The sequence below is a fragment of the Siminovitchia fortis genome, from assembly GCF_007681465.1.
GTDB classification, from domain to species: Bacteria; Bacillota; Bacilli; order Bacillales; family Bacillaceae_C; genus Siminovitchia; species Siminovitchia fortis.
In genome coordinates this window covers 1-16,862 of sequence record NZ_VEKZ01000040.1, presented here as the reverse complement: position 1 = coordinate 16,862, position 16,862 = coordinate 1, and the positions used below count along the sequence as shown (strand labels likewise).

16 protein-coding genes and 1 pseudogene are annotated in these 16,862 nt (G+C 45.4%); 14 read left to right on the top strand and 3 right to left on the bottom strand.

What is annotated here, in order from left to right; genetic code table 11:
• Positions 1-79: 79 nt before the first annotated feature.
• Complete coding sequence (locus tag FS666_RS12915) at positions 80-1,561, bottom strand: sodium/proline symporter (protein ID WP_144462418.1); 1,482 nt, start codon at positions 1,559-1,561, stop codon at positions 80-82.
• Between the two features lie 555 nt (positions 1,562-2,116).
• On the opposite strand from FS666_RS12915, the gene FS666_RS12910 reads away from it, so the two are divergent.
• The 9 genes from FS666_RS12910 to accC all read left to right on the top strand — a co-directional run bounded on the left by FS666_RS12910 (position 2,117) and on the right by accC (position 11,948).
• Entirely contained in the window at positions 2,117-3,322 is a 1,206-nt protein-coding gene (locus FS666_RS12910; RefSeq protein WP_144462416.1) for a CdaR family transcriptional regulator, read from the top strand.
• Between the two features lie 202 nt (positions 3,323-3,524).
• Positions 3,525-4,796 (top strand): 4-aminobutyrate--2-oxoglutarate transaminase, encoded by a 1,272-nt coding sequence (gene gabT, locus FS666_RS12905; protein WP_144462443.1) that lies wholly within the window; start codon positions 3,525-3,527, stop codon positions 4,794-4,796.
• A gap of 29 nt (positions 4,797-4,825) precedes the next feature.
• Positions 4,826-6,487 (top strand): thiamine pyrophosphate-dependent enzyme, encoded by a 1,662-nt coding sequence (locus tag FS666_RS12900; RefSeq protein WP_144462414.1) that lies wholly within the window; start codon positions 4,826-4,828, stop codon positions 6,485-6,487.
• Between the two features lie 35 nt (positions 6,488-6,522).
• Positions 6,523-7,245 carry a 5-oxoprolinase subunit PxpB gene (gene pxpB / locus FS666_RS12895; protein ID WP_144462412.1) on the top strand — a complete coding sequence of 241 codons (723 nt, stop codon included), beginning with the start codon at positions 6,523-6,525 and terminating at the stop codon, positions 7,243-7,245.
• Positions 7,246-7,281: 36 nt separating this feature from the next.
• On the top strand, positions 7,282-8,208 hold the full coding sequence (locus FS666_RS12890; protein ID WP_144462410.1) for a 5-oxoprolinase subunit C family protein: 927 nt from the start codon (positions 7,282-7,284) through the stop codon (positions 8,206-8,208).
• Between the two features lie 20 nt (positions 8,209-8,228).
• Complete coding sequence (locus FS666_RS12885) at positions 8,229-8,993, top strand: LamB/YcsF family protein (protein ID WP_144462408.1); 765 nt, start codon at positions 8,229-8,231, stop codon at positions 8,991-8,993.
• Between the two features lie 237 nt (positions 8,994-9,230).
• On the top strand, positions 9,231-10,007 hold the full coding sequence (locus FS666_RS12880; RefSeq protein ID WP_144462406.1) for an IclR family transcriptional regulator: 777 nt from the start codon (positions 9,231-9,233) through the stop codon (positions 10,005-10,007).
• 63 nt (positions 10,008-10,070) lie between these two features.
• Positions 10,071-10,580 carry an acetyl-CoA carboxylase biotin carboxyl carrier protein gene (accB, locus tag FS666_RS12875; protein ID WP_144462405.1) on the top strand — a complete coding sequence of 170 codons (510 nt, stop codon included), beginning with the start codon at positions 10,071-10,073 and terminating at the stop codon, positions 10,578-10,580.
• 12 nt (positions 10,581-10,592) lie between these two features.
• On the top strand, positions 10,593-11,948 hold the full coding sequence (accC, locus tag FS666_RS12870; RefSeq protein WP_144462403.1) for an acetyl-CoA carboxylase biotin carboxylase subunit: 1,356 nt from the start codon (positions 10,593-10,595) through the stop codon (positions 11,946-11,948).
• A 62-nt stretch (positions 11,949-12,010) separates the two neighbouring features.
• Here the strand turns inward: accC and FS666_RS12865 are convergent, their stop codons facing one another.
• A complete protein-coding gene (locus tag FS666_RS12865) occupies positions 12,011-12,763 on the bottom strand; it encodes an IclR family transcriptional regulator (RefSeq protein WP_144462401.1) in 753 nt (250 codons plus the stop codon).
• A gap of 472 nt (positions 12,764-13,235) precedes the next feature.
• On the opposite strand from FS666_RS12865, the gene FS666_RS12860 reads away from it, so the two are divergent.
• Both FS666_RS12860 and FS666_RS20665 read left to right on the top strand, forming a co-directional pair.
• Positions 13,236-13,538 carry a metal-sensing transcriptional repressor gene (locus FS666_RS12860; protein ID WP_144462399.1) on the top strand — a complete coding sequence of 101 codons (303 nt, stop codon included), beginning with the start codon at positions 13,236-13,238 and terminating at the stop codon, positions 13,536-13,538.
• A gap of 147 nt (positions 13,539-13,685) precedes the next feature.
• Positions 13,686-13,820, top strand: a complete 135-nt coding sequence (locus tag FS666_RS20665) for a zinc ribbon domain-containing protein (protein ID WP_425326481.1) — start codon at positions 13,686-13,688, stop codon at positions 13,818-13,820.
• 198 nt (positions 13,821-14,018) lie between these two features.
• Here FS666_RS20665 and FS666_RS12850 read toward each other — a convergent pair whose 3' ends face one another.
• The gene (locus FS666_RS12850; protein ID WP_144462397.1) at positions 14,019-14,378 is read right to left on the bottom strand and encodes a winged helix-turn-helix transcriptional regulator; all 360 of its coding nucleotides are present in this window, start codon (positions 14,376-14,378) and stop codon (positions 14,019-14,021) included.
• A 200-nt stretch (positions 14,379-14,578) separates the two neighbouring features.
• On the opposite strand from FS666_RS12850, the gene fdhA reads away from it, so the two are divergent.
• The 3 genes and pseudogenes from fdhA to FS666_RS12835 all read left to right on the top strand — a co-directional run.
• Entirely contained in the window at positions 14,579-15,796 is a 1,218-nt protein-coding gene (fdhA, locus tag FS666_RS12845; protein ID WP_144462395.1) for a formaldehyde dehydrogenase, glutathione-independent, read from the top strand.
• A 45-nt stretch (positions 15,797-15,841) separates the two neighbouring features.
• Positions 15,842-16,258 carry a GlcG/HbpS family heme-binding protein gene (locus FS666_RS12840; RefSeq protein ID WP_144462393.1) on the top strand — a complete coding sequence of 139 codons (417 nt, stop codon included), beginning with the start codon at positions 15,842-15,844 and terminating at the stop codon, positions 16,256-16,258.
• 137 nt (positions 16,259-16,395) lie between these two features.
• Positions 16,396-16,629 (top strand): annotated as a pseudogene (locus FS666_RS12835) (biotin/lipoyl-containing protein); the annotation flags it as partial.
• Between the last annotated feature and the right edge of the window lie 233 nt (positions 16,630-16,862).

Below are 16,862 nucleotides of genomic sequence, written 5' to 3'. Positions count from 1 at the left end.
TCAAGCCCCTATCCTCCGCGAACTGACACTGCAGCAAAAAGCGCCGGGTTTCAAAGCCCGACGCTTTTTCGCTGTTAGATTAGACGTTGATCGCATTTTCGGCAGATATTTCTTCTTCATCTTCATCAGCTGCAGTCTGCTTCTCCGGGAATAATAGACTGAAGACAATACCGAACGCCAAAGCGATAAAGAACGTTGTGAACCGGGAGGAGATGATTTCCTCAAGTGGCGTGGAGATCCAAATAACTGTTGCCAGAAATCCGGAAATAATCGTTGCAATGACGCCGGCTCCGGAATACTTTTTCCAGAAGAAAGTAAGAATGATCGCAGGTGACAATGTGCATCCGACTCCAGCCCAAGCCCAGCTGACAACGAGATAGACGAGCGATTTGGAGAGGAGGGCAATCATCAGACCGATGAATCCGGCTCCAATAATGGTTATTCTTGATACTAATACAAGTTTCTTTTCGGTTAATTTGATGCCAAGGGCATTACGGATAATGTCCTCACTTGCTGAGCTTGTAATAACGAGAAGCTGCGAGTCCGCTGTAGAAATGATGGCGGCCAGTATACCGGCAAGCAAGATGCCTGCTGCCCACTCAGGGAAAAGGTCGAGAATCATGAACGGAAGAATTGTTTCCACATCCGCAAATGCCTGTCCCTGGTAAAGGGTCAATGCAGTCAAACCGATGAGAAAGGCGCCTACATATGCTAAAGTAACCCAGACTACTGCGACAGTTGCCCCTGTTCTGGCCTCTTTTTTGTTGCTCAATGCCATGAATCGGGCACTGAGCTGAGGCTGCCCGCCCAGGAATCCGAAGAACCAGGCAAAGTTATTGAAGAGCATAATACCCAAAGCGAATCCTGTCAATCCGCCAGTCCAGGAGTCCATTGTCGGACCTGCCGCTACAACGGCATCCATGACTGATAGGCCTTCAGAGTTGATTTTGAATAAAGCCATGATGGGAAGGCCGACGAGTGTGATAAGCATCATGATACTTTGAATCATATCCGTCCAGACAACACCGACAAATCCGCCAAGATATGAAAGTGCAATGACGATGGCAAAGCTGATGATAACACCGGTCAGCGGCTTAATTCCAAAGACGGTGAACAAGGTCTTTCCGGCCCCAGCAATCTGAGCGCCGAAGTAAAACATCATAAAACCGCCGATTAATATCGTTGATAGCCAAAGGATGATTTTTCCTTTTGATTTAAATCTTGCTGCAAGATATCCAGGAAGTGTCATGACATTATACTTCTTCGCCTCATCCATAAATCTTCTGGCGAGGAAGAGCCAGGAGAAGGCAACCCCCAGTCCAATTCCGACTGCCACCCAGATGGCGGAAAATCCTGTCATGAAGACAAATCCCGTATATCCCAAGAGCAGCCAGGCTGATTCTCCTGTAGCCCTCTCGGAAAAAGCGAGAGCCCAACCGGGCAGTTTGCCGCCGCCGATCATGAAGTCGGAGTGATCCATCTCTTTCCTGCTGAAATAATAACCAATAGCGACCATGGCGAGACAGTAAAGGATGAATTCTACTAAAATAGTCGTATGCATATAATCTACTCCCTTGTTGTATGATTGGGAAAATCTGAGTATAATAAATCGGCAAAGTCGTCAAATCTGCTGTTGAACTGGTGATTTCCCCAGAAAGTTAAGCGTTTTCAATGATCCGTTGAAATGCCAGGCCGCCGCTTTCGCCCGTCGGTCTGGGGGCTGGTCTGACCGTTTAAGGGTCCAATGACCAGCTTCATTCCTAGTAAACTTGAAATATGAATACTGCGATTGGTTAGTAAAAAATATAAGAATCCGTAAAACGCTTTCATAATCAATTGCTTTAAGACTTGTACATCCGCTTATCGATAAGATTTCACATGGTACGATGCTGCGGGTAAAGCCCTCATATCCGTCTGGCTATTCTCGTCTTACGTAATGAAACTCAGATTTTTTTCTCTATCAGTCCTCCTTGCCCTGTTGTTATGTACATGTAATTATAGCTAAGTCTTTATCCCTTTCAAGCAACAACATGCACAAAATTTAGAATACTATATTGCCAGTATTTTGGTATAATCATTGCTATGCTGGATTCGTGACAGTTGGGAGGTAAAGGAAATGAAGCTTTTTGAGCAGGTTGCACAACCTCTAGTAGAACAGACATCATCTTTGCTGGGCATCTCTCTCAGCATTACAGACGAAAAAGGTATCATAATCGGTTCCGATAACAAAGAGAGGATCGGGACATTGCATCCGGTATCTTCCCGGGTGATTGAAGAGGGAAGAGAGGTAGTCTTCACGAAAGAACAGGTGGAGAACATGGAGAATGTTCTGCCGGGAATTGCGGCTCCCATTTGGTTTGATCATAAAGTCATCGGTGTTTTGGGCATTGTCGGTGAGCCGGAAAGTGTCAGGAAGTATGTGAAATTTATCCGCAGCCATATTGAGATGTTTCTCAGGGAGAGTTTCCGCACAGAGTCAGAGCTTGTCCAAATGAAGACGACAGAATTATTCGTACAGCACCTGATTCATTATCGGGATTGGAAGGATACAAGCAAACTTGAAGAATACTGTCAATTGCTCGGAGTGCATTTCAACAGGCCGAGGGTATGCTTGCTGATTCATTTTCCTGCCCTCAGGGAATTATCCTCGCAGGCAGACCCGCTGGAAACACAGCTGCAAAGCCTGATCAGCCACTTATTTCGGGAAAGCAATGAGGACATTGTCTGTCCTGTTAATCAAGACCAGTGGGCGGTTTTCAAGATCGTTAATTCGAAGAATGAGCCAAAATTAAAAAGGACATGTGACAGTGCTGTTGGCAAACTGACTGCCTTTTTGGACCGGGAAGACGTCCGGGGCGGGGTCACCATCGCTTATGGAAAAAGTTATACGGGGTTGGAAGGGGCGGCCCGCTCCTATCAACAAGCCAAAAAAGCTATAAAGGCCGGCCTGAGGAGTGATCCGGAAGAAAGGGTGTATTCGTTTGACAGCTGGTCCATCCTGCCGGATATTTTTCTGGAAGATATCGACCTTCGTTTTCTTGAGCTGTTTGCCGACGATATACGGAACATTTGGGAGTTCCCCGAATCTGACATGCTGATTAAGACCTTTATCGCTTACTGCGAAAGCAGCATGAATGTCAGCAAGGCTGCGAGAAATCTCTATATCCACCGAAACACGTTGATGTACCGGTTGAACAAGATTAGCGAGCTGAGCAGGATCGACCCCCAATCATTTGAACAGTGTATGGTCCTTTACATCGCTTTGAAGAAAAGGGAGAGAAACCCGTTGTTTATGAAGGGTTCCGGGAAAAATTTTTTGTAAAATTTTATAAATGAATTGAAAATTAAAAAGTTAGTTGCTATACTGAATCCATAAATTGAAATGGTGGTTCACATAATGAAACGAAGAGGCGTTTCGCCCAAAAGATGATGTAAGGGTTATCATATTTTTTACCAAGGGGGATTTACTTTTGAAATTTATCAAGTTGAACACATCGGTACCGGGGCCAAATTCTCAGGCTTTGATGAAGCGGCGGCAGGAGGCTGTTCCGAATGGACTTTCTACGAATATACCAATTGGCACGCTGGAAGCTTCCGGAGCTTTGGTGACTGATGTGGACGGAAATCAATTCATCGATTTGGCCGGAGGAATCGGCACGCTCAATGTGGGGCATTCTCCCGCTCCCGTCGTCGAAGCTCTGAAAACCCAGTTGGATGATTTCATCCATCCTGTTTTCCCGGTGTCCATGTATGACTCATATATTCAATTGGCAGAAAAACTGAACAGCCTGATGCCGGGCAATTCTCCGAAAAAGACGATTTTCCTCAATAGCGGCGCCGAAGCGGTTGAGAACGCCATCAAAATAGCCAGACGCTATACAGGGCGTCCGGGGATCATCTCCTTTGAAAGAGGCTTCCATGGCAGAACATATATGACAATGTCCTTAACAGGCAAAGTAAAGAATTTCAAAGCAGGATTCGGCCCGATGCCGTCGGATGTTTACAAAGTTCCTTATCCGTATGAATTGCGCGATAGCCGGAAAGACGAAGAACTCCTTGACCATTTCAGCAATCTTTTCCAGACCGGCGTTGACCCTGAAGACATTGCGGCCATCATTATGGAGCCGGTCCAGGGAGAAGGCGGCCTTGTCGTTCCTTCCGCAGAGTTTGTCAGCGGTATCAGGAAAATTTGCGACAAATATGGCTTCGTTTTCATTGCGGATGAAATCCAGACCGGTTTTGCGCGGACAGGAAAACTGTTTGCCATGGAGCACTTCAACATCGAGCCGGATTTAACGGTGTTGTCAAAGTCCATAGGAGCGGGTATCCCGCTTGCGGCTGTTACCGGCAAGGCTGATATCATGGACGCACCTAAGCCGAAGGAGCTGGGCACTACGCTGGGGGGAAGTCCGCTGGGGTGCGTTGCGGCGCTTAAAGTGCTTGAAATGATCGAAAAAGAAAACCTGGCAGACAGAGCGGAAGAAATCGGCAGGCAGGTTAAAAGCCGGCTTGAATCCTTGTCGCCATACATCGGTGAAGTAAGAGGGCTCGGAGCCATGATCGGGATTGAAATTGTCAAGGACAAGACGACGATGGAGCCTGATCCTGCGCTGGTCAAGCAGATTGTGAAAAAATGCTACGAAAATGGCGTGTTCATTCTTACTTCAGGGGCTTTCGGAAATGTGATCCGTCTGCTGCCGCCGTTGGTAATTACAGACGAACAACTAACGGAAGCGCTTGATGTCATGGAAAATGTCCTGGCTGAAATGAAACAGAATACAGTTGCTCAACCATAGTGCACATAGAAAAGGAGAGGCTGAACAAAATGGGTGAAAAAATGAGAGTTGCAGACGCGATTGTCAAATGCATAGAGCTGGAGGGCATCAAAAAAGCGTTCTGTGTACCGGGAGAAAGTTATTTGCCGCTGATGGACAGTATATATGATTCCGAACATGTTGATTTGATCTCTACGCGCCATGAGGGAGGGGCGGCTTTCATGGCGGAAGCGTACGGCAAGGCGACAAGAAAACCGGGGATTGCGATGGCCACCAGGGGGGTTGGTGGAGCCAATCTCGCGATAGGAGTACATACGGCTTATCAGGACTCAACCCCAATGGTCGTTTTCCTGGGCCAGGTCCACAGGAAGTTCAGGGGAAGGGAAGGCTTTCAGGAAGTGGAGCTGGATCAATTTTTTGGCCATATTGCCAAGTGGACAGTTGAATTAAGGGATGCAGAAAGAACACCTGAGCTGATTCAGCGGGCATTCCGGATTGCCCAAACCGGACGTCCCGGACCAGTGATTGTCTCCCTGCCGGAAGATGTTCTGGTGGAAAAGACGGAAATGACATTTGGCAGTCCGGTCAGTGTTCCTGCTCCACAGCCGGCCCCGAAAGAAATCAGCCGGGTACAAGAACTGCTTAAGAAGGCAGAACGCCCTGTTATTTTAGCGGGAGGCGGTGTAATCGCCTCCAACGGGGAGCCTCTCTTGCTGCAGTTTGCGGAAAAACATGAGATTCCGGTTGTGGCCTCTTTCCGGCGCCACGATGTATTTCCGAATGGCCATCAACTGTATGCCGGACACGCAGGGCTGGGAATTTTCCCGTCTGTCTTGAACACGCTGCGCCAGGCCGATCTGATTATCGCAATCGGAACAAGGCTTTCTGAGGTGACGACTCAGGACTACAGCGTATTCAACGAGGAACAGAAGCTTGTACACATCGATATCGAATACAATACACTCGGAAAAGTATACAATCCGAATGTCGGAATCGTTTCCGATGCCAAATCGGCTCTGAAGTCCTTGAATGAGATGGAATTGGAACGTCAGTGGAAAGATTGGAGCACTCAAAGAAGAAACGATTATCTGAAGGATCTGGAGGCGGAGTTCCCGGAAGAAGAGCAATGGATCAACATGAGGGACGTCATCAGGACGCTGCAGGACAATCTTCCGGAAGGTGCTATCATTACAAATGATGCAGGCAACTTTGCCGGGTGGCTGCATAGTTATTATTCCTTCAACATGCCGAAAACATATATTGGTCCGACTTCGGGTGCTATGGGCTATGGGCTTCCGGCCGCTATCGGCGCCAAGACTGCCTGCCCCGAAAAAACCGTCGTTTCTTTATCCGGGGATGGTGGTTTCATGATGACTGTCCAGGAGTTGGAAACAGCGGCAAGGTGCGACATTCCTGTGATTGCCCTTATATTTAACAATAGTTTATATGGAACCATCCGCATGCACCAGGAGATGCATTATCCGGAAAGGGTGATTGGCACAGAGCTGGGTCTTGTCGATTTTGCAAAGATGAGTGAATCCTTGGGTGTTCATGCCGTGAGGGTAAATACAAATGAAGAGTTTGCCAAGGCTCTTGAAGAGGCTTTGGCTGCAAAAAAACCGTGTGTCATTGAAGTGATGACAAACCCGGAACAGATTTCAACCAATCATACAGTCAGTTCCATCAGGAAAAAAAGCAAACAGTATGCTTGAATTTCCATTTAGACGAAAAGCTAGGGTGATATTCAATGAAATTTATATGCAAGCCAGCGGGTGACCAAGCTGTATTGGTCGAGTTTGAAAATAAGATTGATCAAGAGACAAATGCAATGGTGCGTCAGCTTGCCGATTTGGCGGAGAAGGAATCGGACAATGGTCTGGGGGAGGTCATTCTCGGTTATCGCTCTTTGCTGATCCACTATAATCCTGTGAAGCTCTCCTATGCTGAGGTGCAGGAAAAGCTGCAGGGATGGGGCAAGGTCGCTTCTGCCGCCGGTTCATCCGACAGCCGAGAGGTTCACATTCCTGTTTTATATGGCGGCGAATGGGGACCGGACCTGGAGGATGTGGCCGAACATAACGAGCTCAGTCCAGAGGAAGTCATCTCTATCCATTCAGGGGGGGAATATCTGGTCTATTTTCTGGGCTTTACTCCAGGCTATCCGTTTATGGGAGGCATGTCGGAAAAAATCAGTACTCCGCGGCTTCCTTCCCCAAGGGTTTCCATTCCCGCAGGAAGTGTAGGGATCGCCAACAACCAGACTGGAATCTATCCTGTTCAGAGTCCCGGCGGCTGGCGATTGATCGGACGTACGCCTCTGCGCCTGTATGACCCGGAAAAAGAGGATCCATTCCTCCTGGAGTCGGGGGACAAGGTGTTTTTCGAGGCGATTACTGAAGAAGAGTTTGAAGTGATAGAGAAAAACAATGAAACCTGGAACATCCACTCTTCCCAAGGCATAAAGGGATGATGCAACAAGGGAAAGGAGGAGATTATCATATTTGAAGTGTTGAAACCGGGATTGTTGGCGACAATCCAAGACTTGGGAAGGCACGGTTATCAAAAATACGGATTGGCGGTATCGGGACCCGCTGACGGGTATTCCCACCGGATGGCCAATATAATAGTAGGAAACGATGAAAACGCAGCGCTGTTGGAAGTGACGCTCATGGGGCTGAAACTTCTCGTGAGGGAACCGGGCATCATCGCTATCACCGGCGGAGACCTCAGTCCGGATATTAATGGAAAAGAGGCGCCGATGTGGAAGTCAATCAAAGTCGAAGAGGGAGACGTGATCCAATTCAAGGGCGCACGCTCGGGATGCAGGTCATATCTGGCTGTGGCCGGCGGCTTCGATGTTCCACAAGTACTGGGAAGCAGAGCGACCGATCTCGTCGGAAAAATCGGCGGAATTGAAGGAAGAGCTCTGAAAAAAGGGGATATTCTCAGGGTCTTTCCGAGATCAAGTGACCGCTTGAAGGGGAGACGTTTACCGAATGACCTCATACCTAAGTATACAAGTGACGTTCAGATCCGAGTGATTCTTGGTCCACAGGATGAATCTTTTACAGAAGAGGGAATTCGAACGTTCCTTTCTTCTACATATAAGGTCTCACAACAAACGGACAGGATGGGATGCAGGCTGGAAGGCCCTGTCATTGAACATGTGGATTCGGCTGATATCATTTCGGAAGGTATTTTTTACGGGGCCATCCAGGTCCCCAAAAATGGACATCCTATTATTTTTCTTGTTGGAAGACAGAGTATCGGCGGGTACACCAAAATCGGGGGAGTAATCGCCGTTGATCTTCCGAAGCTTGGACAGGTAAAGCCGGGGGATACAGTCAGTTTCTCTAAGATTCCAATAGAGGAAGCACAGGAAGAGTTAAGAAAGCAGGAACATAACTTTCGGATTTTACAAGCGACTTGTTAATAGGAAGGGGAATTGCCATAATGAAGAAAACGATTGATTTGAATTGTGATATGGGTGAGAGCTTTGGCCAGTACAAGCTGGGAAATGACGATGAAGTTATTCAATATATCTCTTCGGCCAATGTGGCCTGCGGCTTTCATGCGGGAGACCCCAATATTATGGATCATACCGTAAAAATTGCCAAAGAGCATGGCGTGGGAGTCGGAGCCCATCCCAGCTTCCCGGATCTGGCTGGATTCGGGAGAAGGAACATGGACATTCCAAGAGATGAACTGTTGAACCTGATTATTTATCAAATTGGCGCTCTAGATATCTTTTGCCAAAAACACGGGGTAAATATGACACATGTGAAGCCACATGGAAACTTGAACAACATGGCTGATTCCGACGAACAGCTGGCGATCAATATCGTTGATGCTATCCTATCTGTCAGACCCGATCTTCCGGTGTTTGTAAAGCCGCATTCCCAGCTTCACAAGGTGGCCGAGCGGAAGGGGCTTTCCTTTAAGCTGGAAATATTCGCGGATCGCGCTTACCATAAGGACTTCTCATTAGTTTCCAGAAGAGAAGAAGGCGCCGTGATTTCGGACCCTGAGTTCGTAGCAGAACGGATCATCCGGATGGTAACAGAAGGAAAGGTAAAAGCAATCACAGGGGAAGAGATAGAAGTGAATGGGGAAACGATCTGTGTCCACGGGGATACGCCGACAGCATTGGAAATGATTAAAGTTATAAAAAGAAGGTTGGAAGAGGCCGAGATTGAAGTGAAATCGCCGTTTGCTTAAACAATAAAGATTAAGGCGGTCATCATCGGAAGTTCATGGAGAGATTTGGCATAATTTCTACTGAAATTGAGCCGATGATTCCGACATTAATCGTTACATGTATGGTCATTATTGCTATTAGCAAGCTGTCAAAGCCGTCGAAAAAAATGATAGCTGTTTTTGAAAAATGGTAAGCTAGAAATGAGTTTAAGGCTTTGTATGGTTCCTTTAAAAATATGTGAACAAAGAGGAATGTAAATGAATCAAAGTGTTATTAAAGCGCTGGGACTCTTAAATTTTTTCACTGAAACTGAAGTTGACCTAACCCTGAGCGAGTTAGCGCAGCGTTCAAAATTGCCCAAAGCGACCGTATTTCGGTTACTGTCGTCCCTGGAGCATATGGGCTTTGTTGTAAAGTCCAAACATTCGGACCAGGACGTCCGCTACCGGCTCGGATTGAAGCTGCTGGAACTGGGCGGCCTTGTCGCGGATCAATTGGAATTGCGCCGGGTGGCCCAACCTTTGATGAAACATCTTCAGTCGGATATTAACGAGACCATCCACCTTGTTATCCGAGAAGGAGATGAGGCGGTATACATTGAGAAAGTGGAGAGCAATCATGCATTGCGGCTGTATACGAGAGTAGGGAGAAGATCGCCGCTCTCGCTGGGTTCAGGACCCCAACTCCTTCTCGCCTTCTTACCCCAGTCGGAGCAGCAAAGGATTATTTCGGGAATGACTTATCAGAAATTTACCCAGAACACGATTACGAACAGCAGCGATTTGCTTAAAAAAATCCAAAGAACGAAGGAACAGGGCTTCGCCTTAAGTTATGGCGAACAGGATGAGGGAACAATCGGATTCTCTTATCCTGTTTTCGACCGGGCCGCAAACGTGATTGCCGCCCTTAGCGTGAGTGGGCCTGATTCCCGCTTATCTGGTGAACACATGGAGTATGCCCAGCGCAGAGCAGAGGAAACTGCCAATGAAATCTCCAAGAAGCTGGGATATATAAAGGAAACATCCTCGGTATGAGAGTATGTGGGGATCCACGAGGCCGGTATATGAAGTCGTAATGAAGGAAAGGGAGTATTTTCCATGTTAAAAGTACAGGAAATCCGCGAAATTATCAAATTGATTGATGAGTCGGATATTGATGAATTTGTCTATAAACAAGACGATTTAAAAATTGAATTGAAAAAGAAAGGGAATAATCCTGTTCAGGAAACCGTCCGATATGTGACAGAACCTGTGCCTGCCTCTCGGCCAGCTGCCCAACAGCAAACCAGATTCGAACAGCCGGCAGTGGAACAGGGACATGTCTCAACTGAATCCACTCCAATCTCTGGGGCCGAAGAGAAAAGCAACTTACATGAAATTGTTTCTCCGATGGTCGGCACTTTTTACCAGGCTTCTTCCCCTGATAGCGACCCGTATGTGCAAGTTGGTTCTGACGTCACTTCTGACTCTATCGTATGCATCGTAGAAGCAATGAAGCTTTTCAATGAGATCGAAGCTGAAGTGGAAGGGAAAATAGCGGAAATCCTTGTGAAGGATGGAGAACTGGTAGAGTACGGCCAGCCGCTATTTTTAGTTGAGCCCAAGTAAGGAGCGAAATACATGATCAAAAAACTTTTAATCGCAAACAGGGGAGAAATTGCTGTTCGCATTATTCGGGCATGCATGGAACTTGACATTGAAACAGTCGCTGTCCATTCCGAGGCTGACAAGGAAGCGCTGCATGTTCAGTTGGCGGATGAAGCTTATTGCATTGGGCCGGTCGTCTCCAAAGATAGCTATTTGAACTCAGCCAATGTGCTCAGTGTAGCCAAACTGACGGAATGCGATGCCATCCACCCGGGCTATGGGTTCCTGGCAGAGAATGCAGATTTTGCCGAACTGTGCCGTGAATGCAATATCACGTTTATAGGGCCCAGCCCGGAAGCCATTACGAAAATGGGGACAAAAGATGTGGCGCGTTCCACGATGAAAGCTGCCGGTGTGCCGATTGTACCCGGATCGGACGGAATTGTTGAAACAATGGATGAAGCAAAGAAAATAGCCGGGGAAATCGGATATCCCGTGATCATCAAAGCCACAGCAGGCGGCGGGGGCCGCGGAATCCGTGTGGCCAAAACGGAAGAAGAGCTGATTAAAGGAATTGAAATCACCCAGCAGGAGGCTGCTGTCGCATTCGGAAACCCAGGGGTGTATATTGAAAAATATATCGATGATTTCCGACATGTTGAAATCCAGGTGCTGGCTGATACCCATGGAAACACTATCCATTTGGGAGAAAGGGACTGTTCCATCCAGAGGAGGCTCCAAAAGCTGCTGGAAGAAACTCCGTCGCCCGCGCTGACACCAGAAATGCGGGAAAAAATGGGGCAGGCAGCTGTAAAGGCGGCAGAAGCAGTTGATTATACCGGTGCAGGCACAGTCGAATTCATTTTTGACCACCGGAACCAGGAATTTTATTTCATGGAAATGAACACCCGCATTCAGGTGGAGCATCCTGTTACCGAAATGGTCACTGGGATTGATCTGATTAAAGAGCAGATCTATGTGGCTTCGGGCGAGGAGTTGTCCGTGAACCAGGAAGAAGTTCAGTTCAATGGCTGGTCCATAGAATGCCGAATCAATGCAGAAAATCCGGAGAAAGGCTTCATGCCTTCAGCAGGGAAAATCGAGATGTATCTGCCGCCGGGAGGCATGGGAGTACGTGTGGATTCAGGAGTATACCCTGGTTATACGATCCCGCCTTACTATGACTCCATGATTGCCAAACTGATTACCTACGGCTCTACGCGGGACGAAGCCATAGCAAGAATGAGACGTGCGCTCGAGGAGTTCATCATCGAAGGGGTTTACACGACGATTCCTTTCCACTTGAAATTGCTTGAGAATGAAACGTTTGTGAGTGGGGATTTCAACACGAAGTTTCTTGAACTACATCCTGTGATGAATAAAGGTTGATACATTAAAAAAGACGTTTCCGGTCTAATAGATTGGAAACGTCTTTTTATTGGTTGGATGCTTTAAAAGGTGCCATGATATCCGAACTTCGAAGAAATGGCAAAAGCCGCGGCTTGAACCGCCTTAATAAGTTTCGGTATTTCGTTCTCCGTAAAGTCCGCAGTGATTCCCGCAATGGTGATGGCTGCGAATGCCTCGTTTTTATGATTAAAGATCGGCGCGGACAATCCAGTTGTATGATCATTGACTTCTGAATGGCTGAGGACATATTTGTCTTTAATATTCTTTTTTAAAACTTCACTTAACTGATCCTTATCCGTAATTGTATTGGACGCCAGTTTTTGAAGGGTGATGGTGTCTAAGTATGTTTTTTGCTTTTTTTCTGGTTGGAAAGCTAAAATAATCCTTGCTGGGGAACCTGCGTAAAGGGGCGTCTGTCTGCCGATACTTGAACCTATCTTAATCGGGTGCTCGGTCTCCAAAGACGCAATTGTAATCACTTTATCCCCTTGTAGAAGGGATAACATGATAGTTTTTCCAGTTTTTCGATAAAGCTCTTCCATTATTGGCATAGCAATCTGATTGATATCTAACCTTTCCGAAACCAGGTGTCCCAGCTGGAGAAGCTTCAATCCAAGGGAATAATCTCCATTGCTGTCTCTTTCCAAAAAACCAATTGCCTCAAATGATTGAAGCACTCTTAATATTGAAGTTTTTGGTCTGCCAGAAAGCTGAATAATTTCTTGCAGGCTTAATTTTTGGCGATCAATGAAAAGATCAAGAATATCCATTGCTCGGACAATCGTTACATTCATTGATTTGTCTCCTTCAAAAATACATATAAAATCAGTCAAAGAATAATTATCCTAATTTTTATTGCTTATTTTGTAATTTTAATTCAAGTTTAGCATATTCTTGATAATCTTTTAATATCGGAATGGTGACGTAGAGTGGGAAAAGATTAAAAAGTTTGCACACAGAATAATTTGGTGCTAGAAAATGGTGTGTTAAAGATAGGTAGGTACTTAGTCGAGCTTGACTATAATTAAGGTTCCGCAAAATAATAGGTTTTGAAAAAAGACGCCCCTCGGGCGCTTTTTTTACGTGTGCGTTCATGCTGGGCGCACATGAATCAGCCAGAAGCGTTAGGAAACTTCTGGCTGATTAATTTTATGCAAGTGACTTCTTGTTTTGCTTTTTCCTATCTGACAAAATAGGATGTTTCCAGTTGATAAATATACCATATAGGGGTATAATGTAGATATAAAATAAAAGGAAGTGATTCATTTGGATAAATTCTTACATGATCGCCCAAGTAAACCAAGAACACAGGATGAAAAGCAAAAAGTTATTAATCGTTTAAAACGTATAGAAGGCCAAGTTCGTGGAATACAGAAAATGGTAGAAGAAGATCGTTATTGTGTGGATATTTTAGTACAAATTAGTGCAATTCAGTCCGCTTTAAAAAATGTAGGTTTCGCTGTGACTGAACGACATATTAACCACTGTGTCAGTGATGCGATTAGACAAGGTGAAGGTAAAGAAACTATTGAGGAATTAATGAGTGTCTTAAAGCAGTTTTCCAAGTAAGGAGGCAGTGTTTAGAAAGCCATTAGACTCGGTCATGCAACCATTCGAAGTTTACGCCAAACAGCCCTTCGCCTAAAATACAGCAGGAATCCTGGTTGCAACAGTCGGACTGCTTGCACCATGGGTTACTAGCATTAAGTCCGGCAGTTGTCAGTTGTTCGCCCAAGACAATTGGCAAAAAGCATTTCTGATGTTTCCTGGTCCCTCTTTGTCGAAAAATTGGAATACAAAGCTGAATGGCATGGGAAAAAGGTAGTCAAAATCGACAGTCGGTATCCATAATGAACTGTCGCATGTTATCCAATTTGTCGGGCAAAGACCTAAGGAGTAAGGAAAAAACTGACTGGATTAGGCCTGCAAAAGAAGGTCTTATGAATAGGGGAATTTGCTTTTAGGCTACTGGAGAATATCCAGCAGCCCAATACTGTTGGGAATTCCCACTTACCACAATGATTTAACATGAAATAATACAATCCTTTTCTAATTAATGAAGTATTTTATATTTTTCTTTCCCCACTCGTACATCATTAAAACGATCGGCATTAGGCTTTCTCCCAGATTGGTTAATGAATACTCCACCCTTGGAGGAACTTCCGGAAATACTTTCCGATGAACAATCCCATCCTCTTCCAACTCCCTAATTTGAGTGGTTAATACCTTATGGGTAATTTTGGGCAGCAATCGTTTAATTTCACTGAAACGTAATACCCCTTCCGTTCCTAAATGGTAAATAATGACGACTTTCCACTTGCCACTGATTAGGGACAAGGTCAATTCCTTTTCACAATTAAATTCACCATTTTCAATTTTTCTTTTTATTTCTGATCTTAAATCATCCATTAACGTTTTCCCCATTCCTTTTGCTTCAAAAGTATCCTTTTAGTAACCTTCTCACAAAAAAGTGCGTTCTTCCAGTAAAAAGGTTTATATTTTAGAATAGATAAAAGATGGTGAATAATTTAATTTGGCAGTCATAATGTGTTGATCACCATTCAATTAAGTCTCAAGCTTGAGACAAATAGAATAGGAGATGAAATGGAATGGCAGGAAACAGAGCGGTTGTATACAGAGGTCCCGGGCGTGTAACGGTCGAAGATATTAGCTACCCCGAATTAATCCTTAGAGACGGTCCAGGGGTAAATCCATTAAATGTTGGCCGTAAATGTGATCATGGCGTAATTGTAAAAGTCATCACAACGAATATTTGCGGAAGTGATCAACATATGGTGCGTGGCCGGACAACAGCTCCGGAAGGGCTTGTCCTGGGTCATGAAATTACGGGCGAAGTCATTGAAGTTGGTCGTGATGTTGAGTTTATAAAAAAAGGCGACCTTGTATCTGTCCCATTTAATATTGCTTGCGGACGCTGTCGCAATTGTAAAGAGCAAAATACACATATTTGCGAGAATGTAAACCCGGACCGCCCCGGATCGGCTTATGGTTATGTAGATATGGGCGGATGGGTCGGCGGCCAATCCGAATATGTAATGGTACCTTACGCAGATTTCCAATTGCTGAAATTTCCGGATAAAGATCAAGCCATGGAAAAAATTCTAGATTTAACGATGCTTTCTGATATTTTCCCAACGGGTTATCATGGTGCGATAAGTGCCGGTGTGAAACCAGGATCTACTGTATATGTTGCTGGAGCGGGTCCTGTCGGTTTAGCTGCTGCCCACTCTGCCCAGCTTCTAGGCGCTTCAGTTGTGATTGTTGGGGATTTGAATAGTGAACGGCTTGCACAGGCAAAAAGCTTTGGCTGTGAAACAGTAAACCTGAGGGAACATCCGGATCTTGGGGAACAGATAGAACAGATTCTAGGTGTGCCAGAGGTTGATTGTGCTATTGATTGTGTTGGCTTTGAAGCCCACGGACATGGCAAAGCAGCCGGAGAGGCACCAGCTGCTGTACTGAATTCTATTATGGATGTGACCCGTGCCGGGGGGCGACTTGGTATACCTGGACTATATGTAACCGGTGATCCAGGTGCCGTCGATGATGATGCAAAAATTGGAACCTTAAAGGTGCGTTTAGGGCTTGGTTGGGCCAAAGCACATACTTTTGTAACGGGCCAAACACCTGTTATGAAATATAATCGCGACTTAATGATGGCCATCTTAAGCGGCAAAGCGCAAATTGCAAAAGCGGTAAATGCAACTTTGATCTCTTTAGACCAAGCACCGGAAGCATATGCTGAATTTGACCAAGGAGCTTCCAAGAAATTTGTCATTGATCCCCATGGAGTTATCAATAAGTAAGATATATCCCTACATGTTCATTAAAATTTGAGGAGGTTCATTCTTATGAACAAAATTACTTTAGATTTGGCGAAGGAAATTATTGAAGGCGCCGAAGAAGAAGCAAAAAAAATCGGGGTATCAATGGTTATTTCCGTTGTGGATGATGGCGGAAATCTAATTGCCATTCACCGGATGGATGATGCTTGGCTGGCAAGTATTGACATTGCTCAAAATAAAGCATGGACATCTGTTGCTTTAAAAATGCCCACAGCCAACTTAGCTGATGCGACTGTACCTGCAGCTGAGCTTTATGGGTTGAATACGACCAACAATGGGCGCCTTGTCGTCTTTGGCGGCGGAATCCCTCTTGTCATTGATGATAAGGTAGTAGGAGCCATTGGAGTCAGTGGAAGTGCGGTGCCTAATGATATTCAAGTTGCGGAAGCCGGCGTGAAAGTGTTTAACAATAAACTTACGTAATATCAGACTTCAAGTGTTCATTTTGTTTATATTGTAAGGGCTGTCACAGAAAGTCAGCTAAAAAAGACCTCTGTCAGCCCTCTATTACTTTTAGTTTGTTATACGCTTAACAGATAGATTCCAATGTCCCTGACCAGAAGGCCGACCCGAAAAACCAGGCCGATATCGGTGCGACGATGCCGGGAACGGTGCTGAAAGTGCTTGTTGAAAAAGGCGAGAAGGTCCAAAAAGGGGATCACCTTGTCCTTACGGAAGCGATGAAGATGGAAACTACAATTCAAGGAACTGTTGCAGGAATTGTAAAAGAAATATATGTTGATAACGGTGATATGATTCAACCGGGAGATCTGCTTATTGAATTGCAGAAATAATGCTGTAAAAAATCCTGAAGCTTATAAATGCCTTCAGGATTTTTTATATTTCGGCTTACGAACAACTGGCAGAAGGCCCGGTATTTCAATGCCGGGATGAATCTCAGCGGCATAGATTCAAATAAAGTTGAAAAAGCGCTTGCTTTTATCTTTTGAATATTATAACATTAATATAGAATGTATGTTCGGAGGCCGGGTAAATATGGCGAAAAAAGGTCCCCGCTATGTCGTAG

Excerpts from the sequence above, each read along its gene's own strand:
- FS666_RS12915 (WP_144462418.1), bottom strand. The coding sequence starts at position 1,561 with ATGCATACGACTATTTTAGTAGAATTCATCCTTTACTGTCTCGCCATG.
- FS666_RS12910 (WP_144462416.1), top strand. The coding sequence starts at position 2,117 with ATGAAGCTTTTTGAGCAGGTTGCACAACCTCTAGTAGAACAGACATCA.
- gabT (WP_144462443.1), top strand. The coding sequence starts at position 3,525 with ATGAAGCGGCGGCAGGAGGCTGTTCCGAATGGACTTTCTACGAATATA.
- FS666_RS12900 (WP_144462414.1), top strand. The coding sequence starts at position 4,826 with ATGGGTGAAAAAATGAGAGTTGCAGACGCGATTGTCAAATGCATAGAG.
- pxpB (WP_144462412.1), top strand. The coding sequence starts at position 6,523 with ATGAAATTTATATGCAAGCCAGCGGGTGACCAAGCTGTATTGGTCGAG.
- FS666_RS12885 (WP_144462408.1), top strand. The coding sequence starts at position 8,229 with ATGAAGAAAACGATTGATTTGAATTGTGATATGGGTGAGAGCTTTGGC.
- FS666_RS12880 (WP_144462406.1), top strand. The coding sequence starts at position 9,231 with ATGAATCAAAGTGTTATTAAAGCGCTGGGACTCTTAAATTTTTTCACT.
- accB (WP_144462405.1), top strand. The coding sequence starts at position 10,071 with ATGTTAAAAGTACAGGAAATCCGCGAAATTATCAAATTGATTGATGAG.
- accC (WP_144462403.1), top strand. The coding sequence starts at position 10,593 with ATGATCAAAAAACTTTTAATCGCAAACAGGGGAGAAATTGCTGTTCGC.
- FS666_RS12865 (WP_144462401.1), bottom strand. The coding sequence starts at position 12,763 with ATGAATGTAACGATTGTCCGAGCAATGGATATTCTTGATCTTTTCATT.
- FS666_RS12850 (WP_144462397.1), bottom strand. The coding sequence starts at position 14,378 with ATGGATGATTTAAGATCAGAAATAAAAAGAAAAATTGAAAATGGTGAA.
- fdhA (WP_144462395.1), top strand. The coding sequence starts at position 14,579 with ATGGCAGGAAACAGAGCGGTTGTATACAGAGGTCCCGGGCGTGTAACG.
- FS666_RS12840 (WP_144462393.1), top strand. The coding sequence starts at position 15,842 with ATGAACAAAATTACTTTAGATTTGGCGAAGGAAATTATTGAAGGCGCC.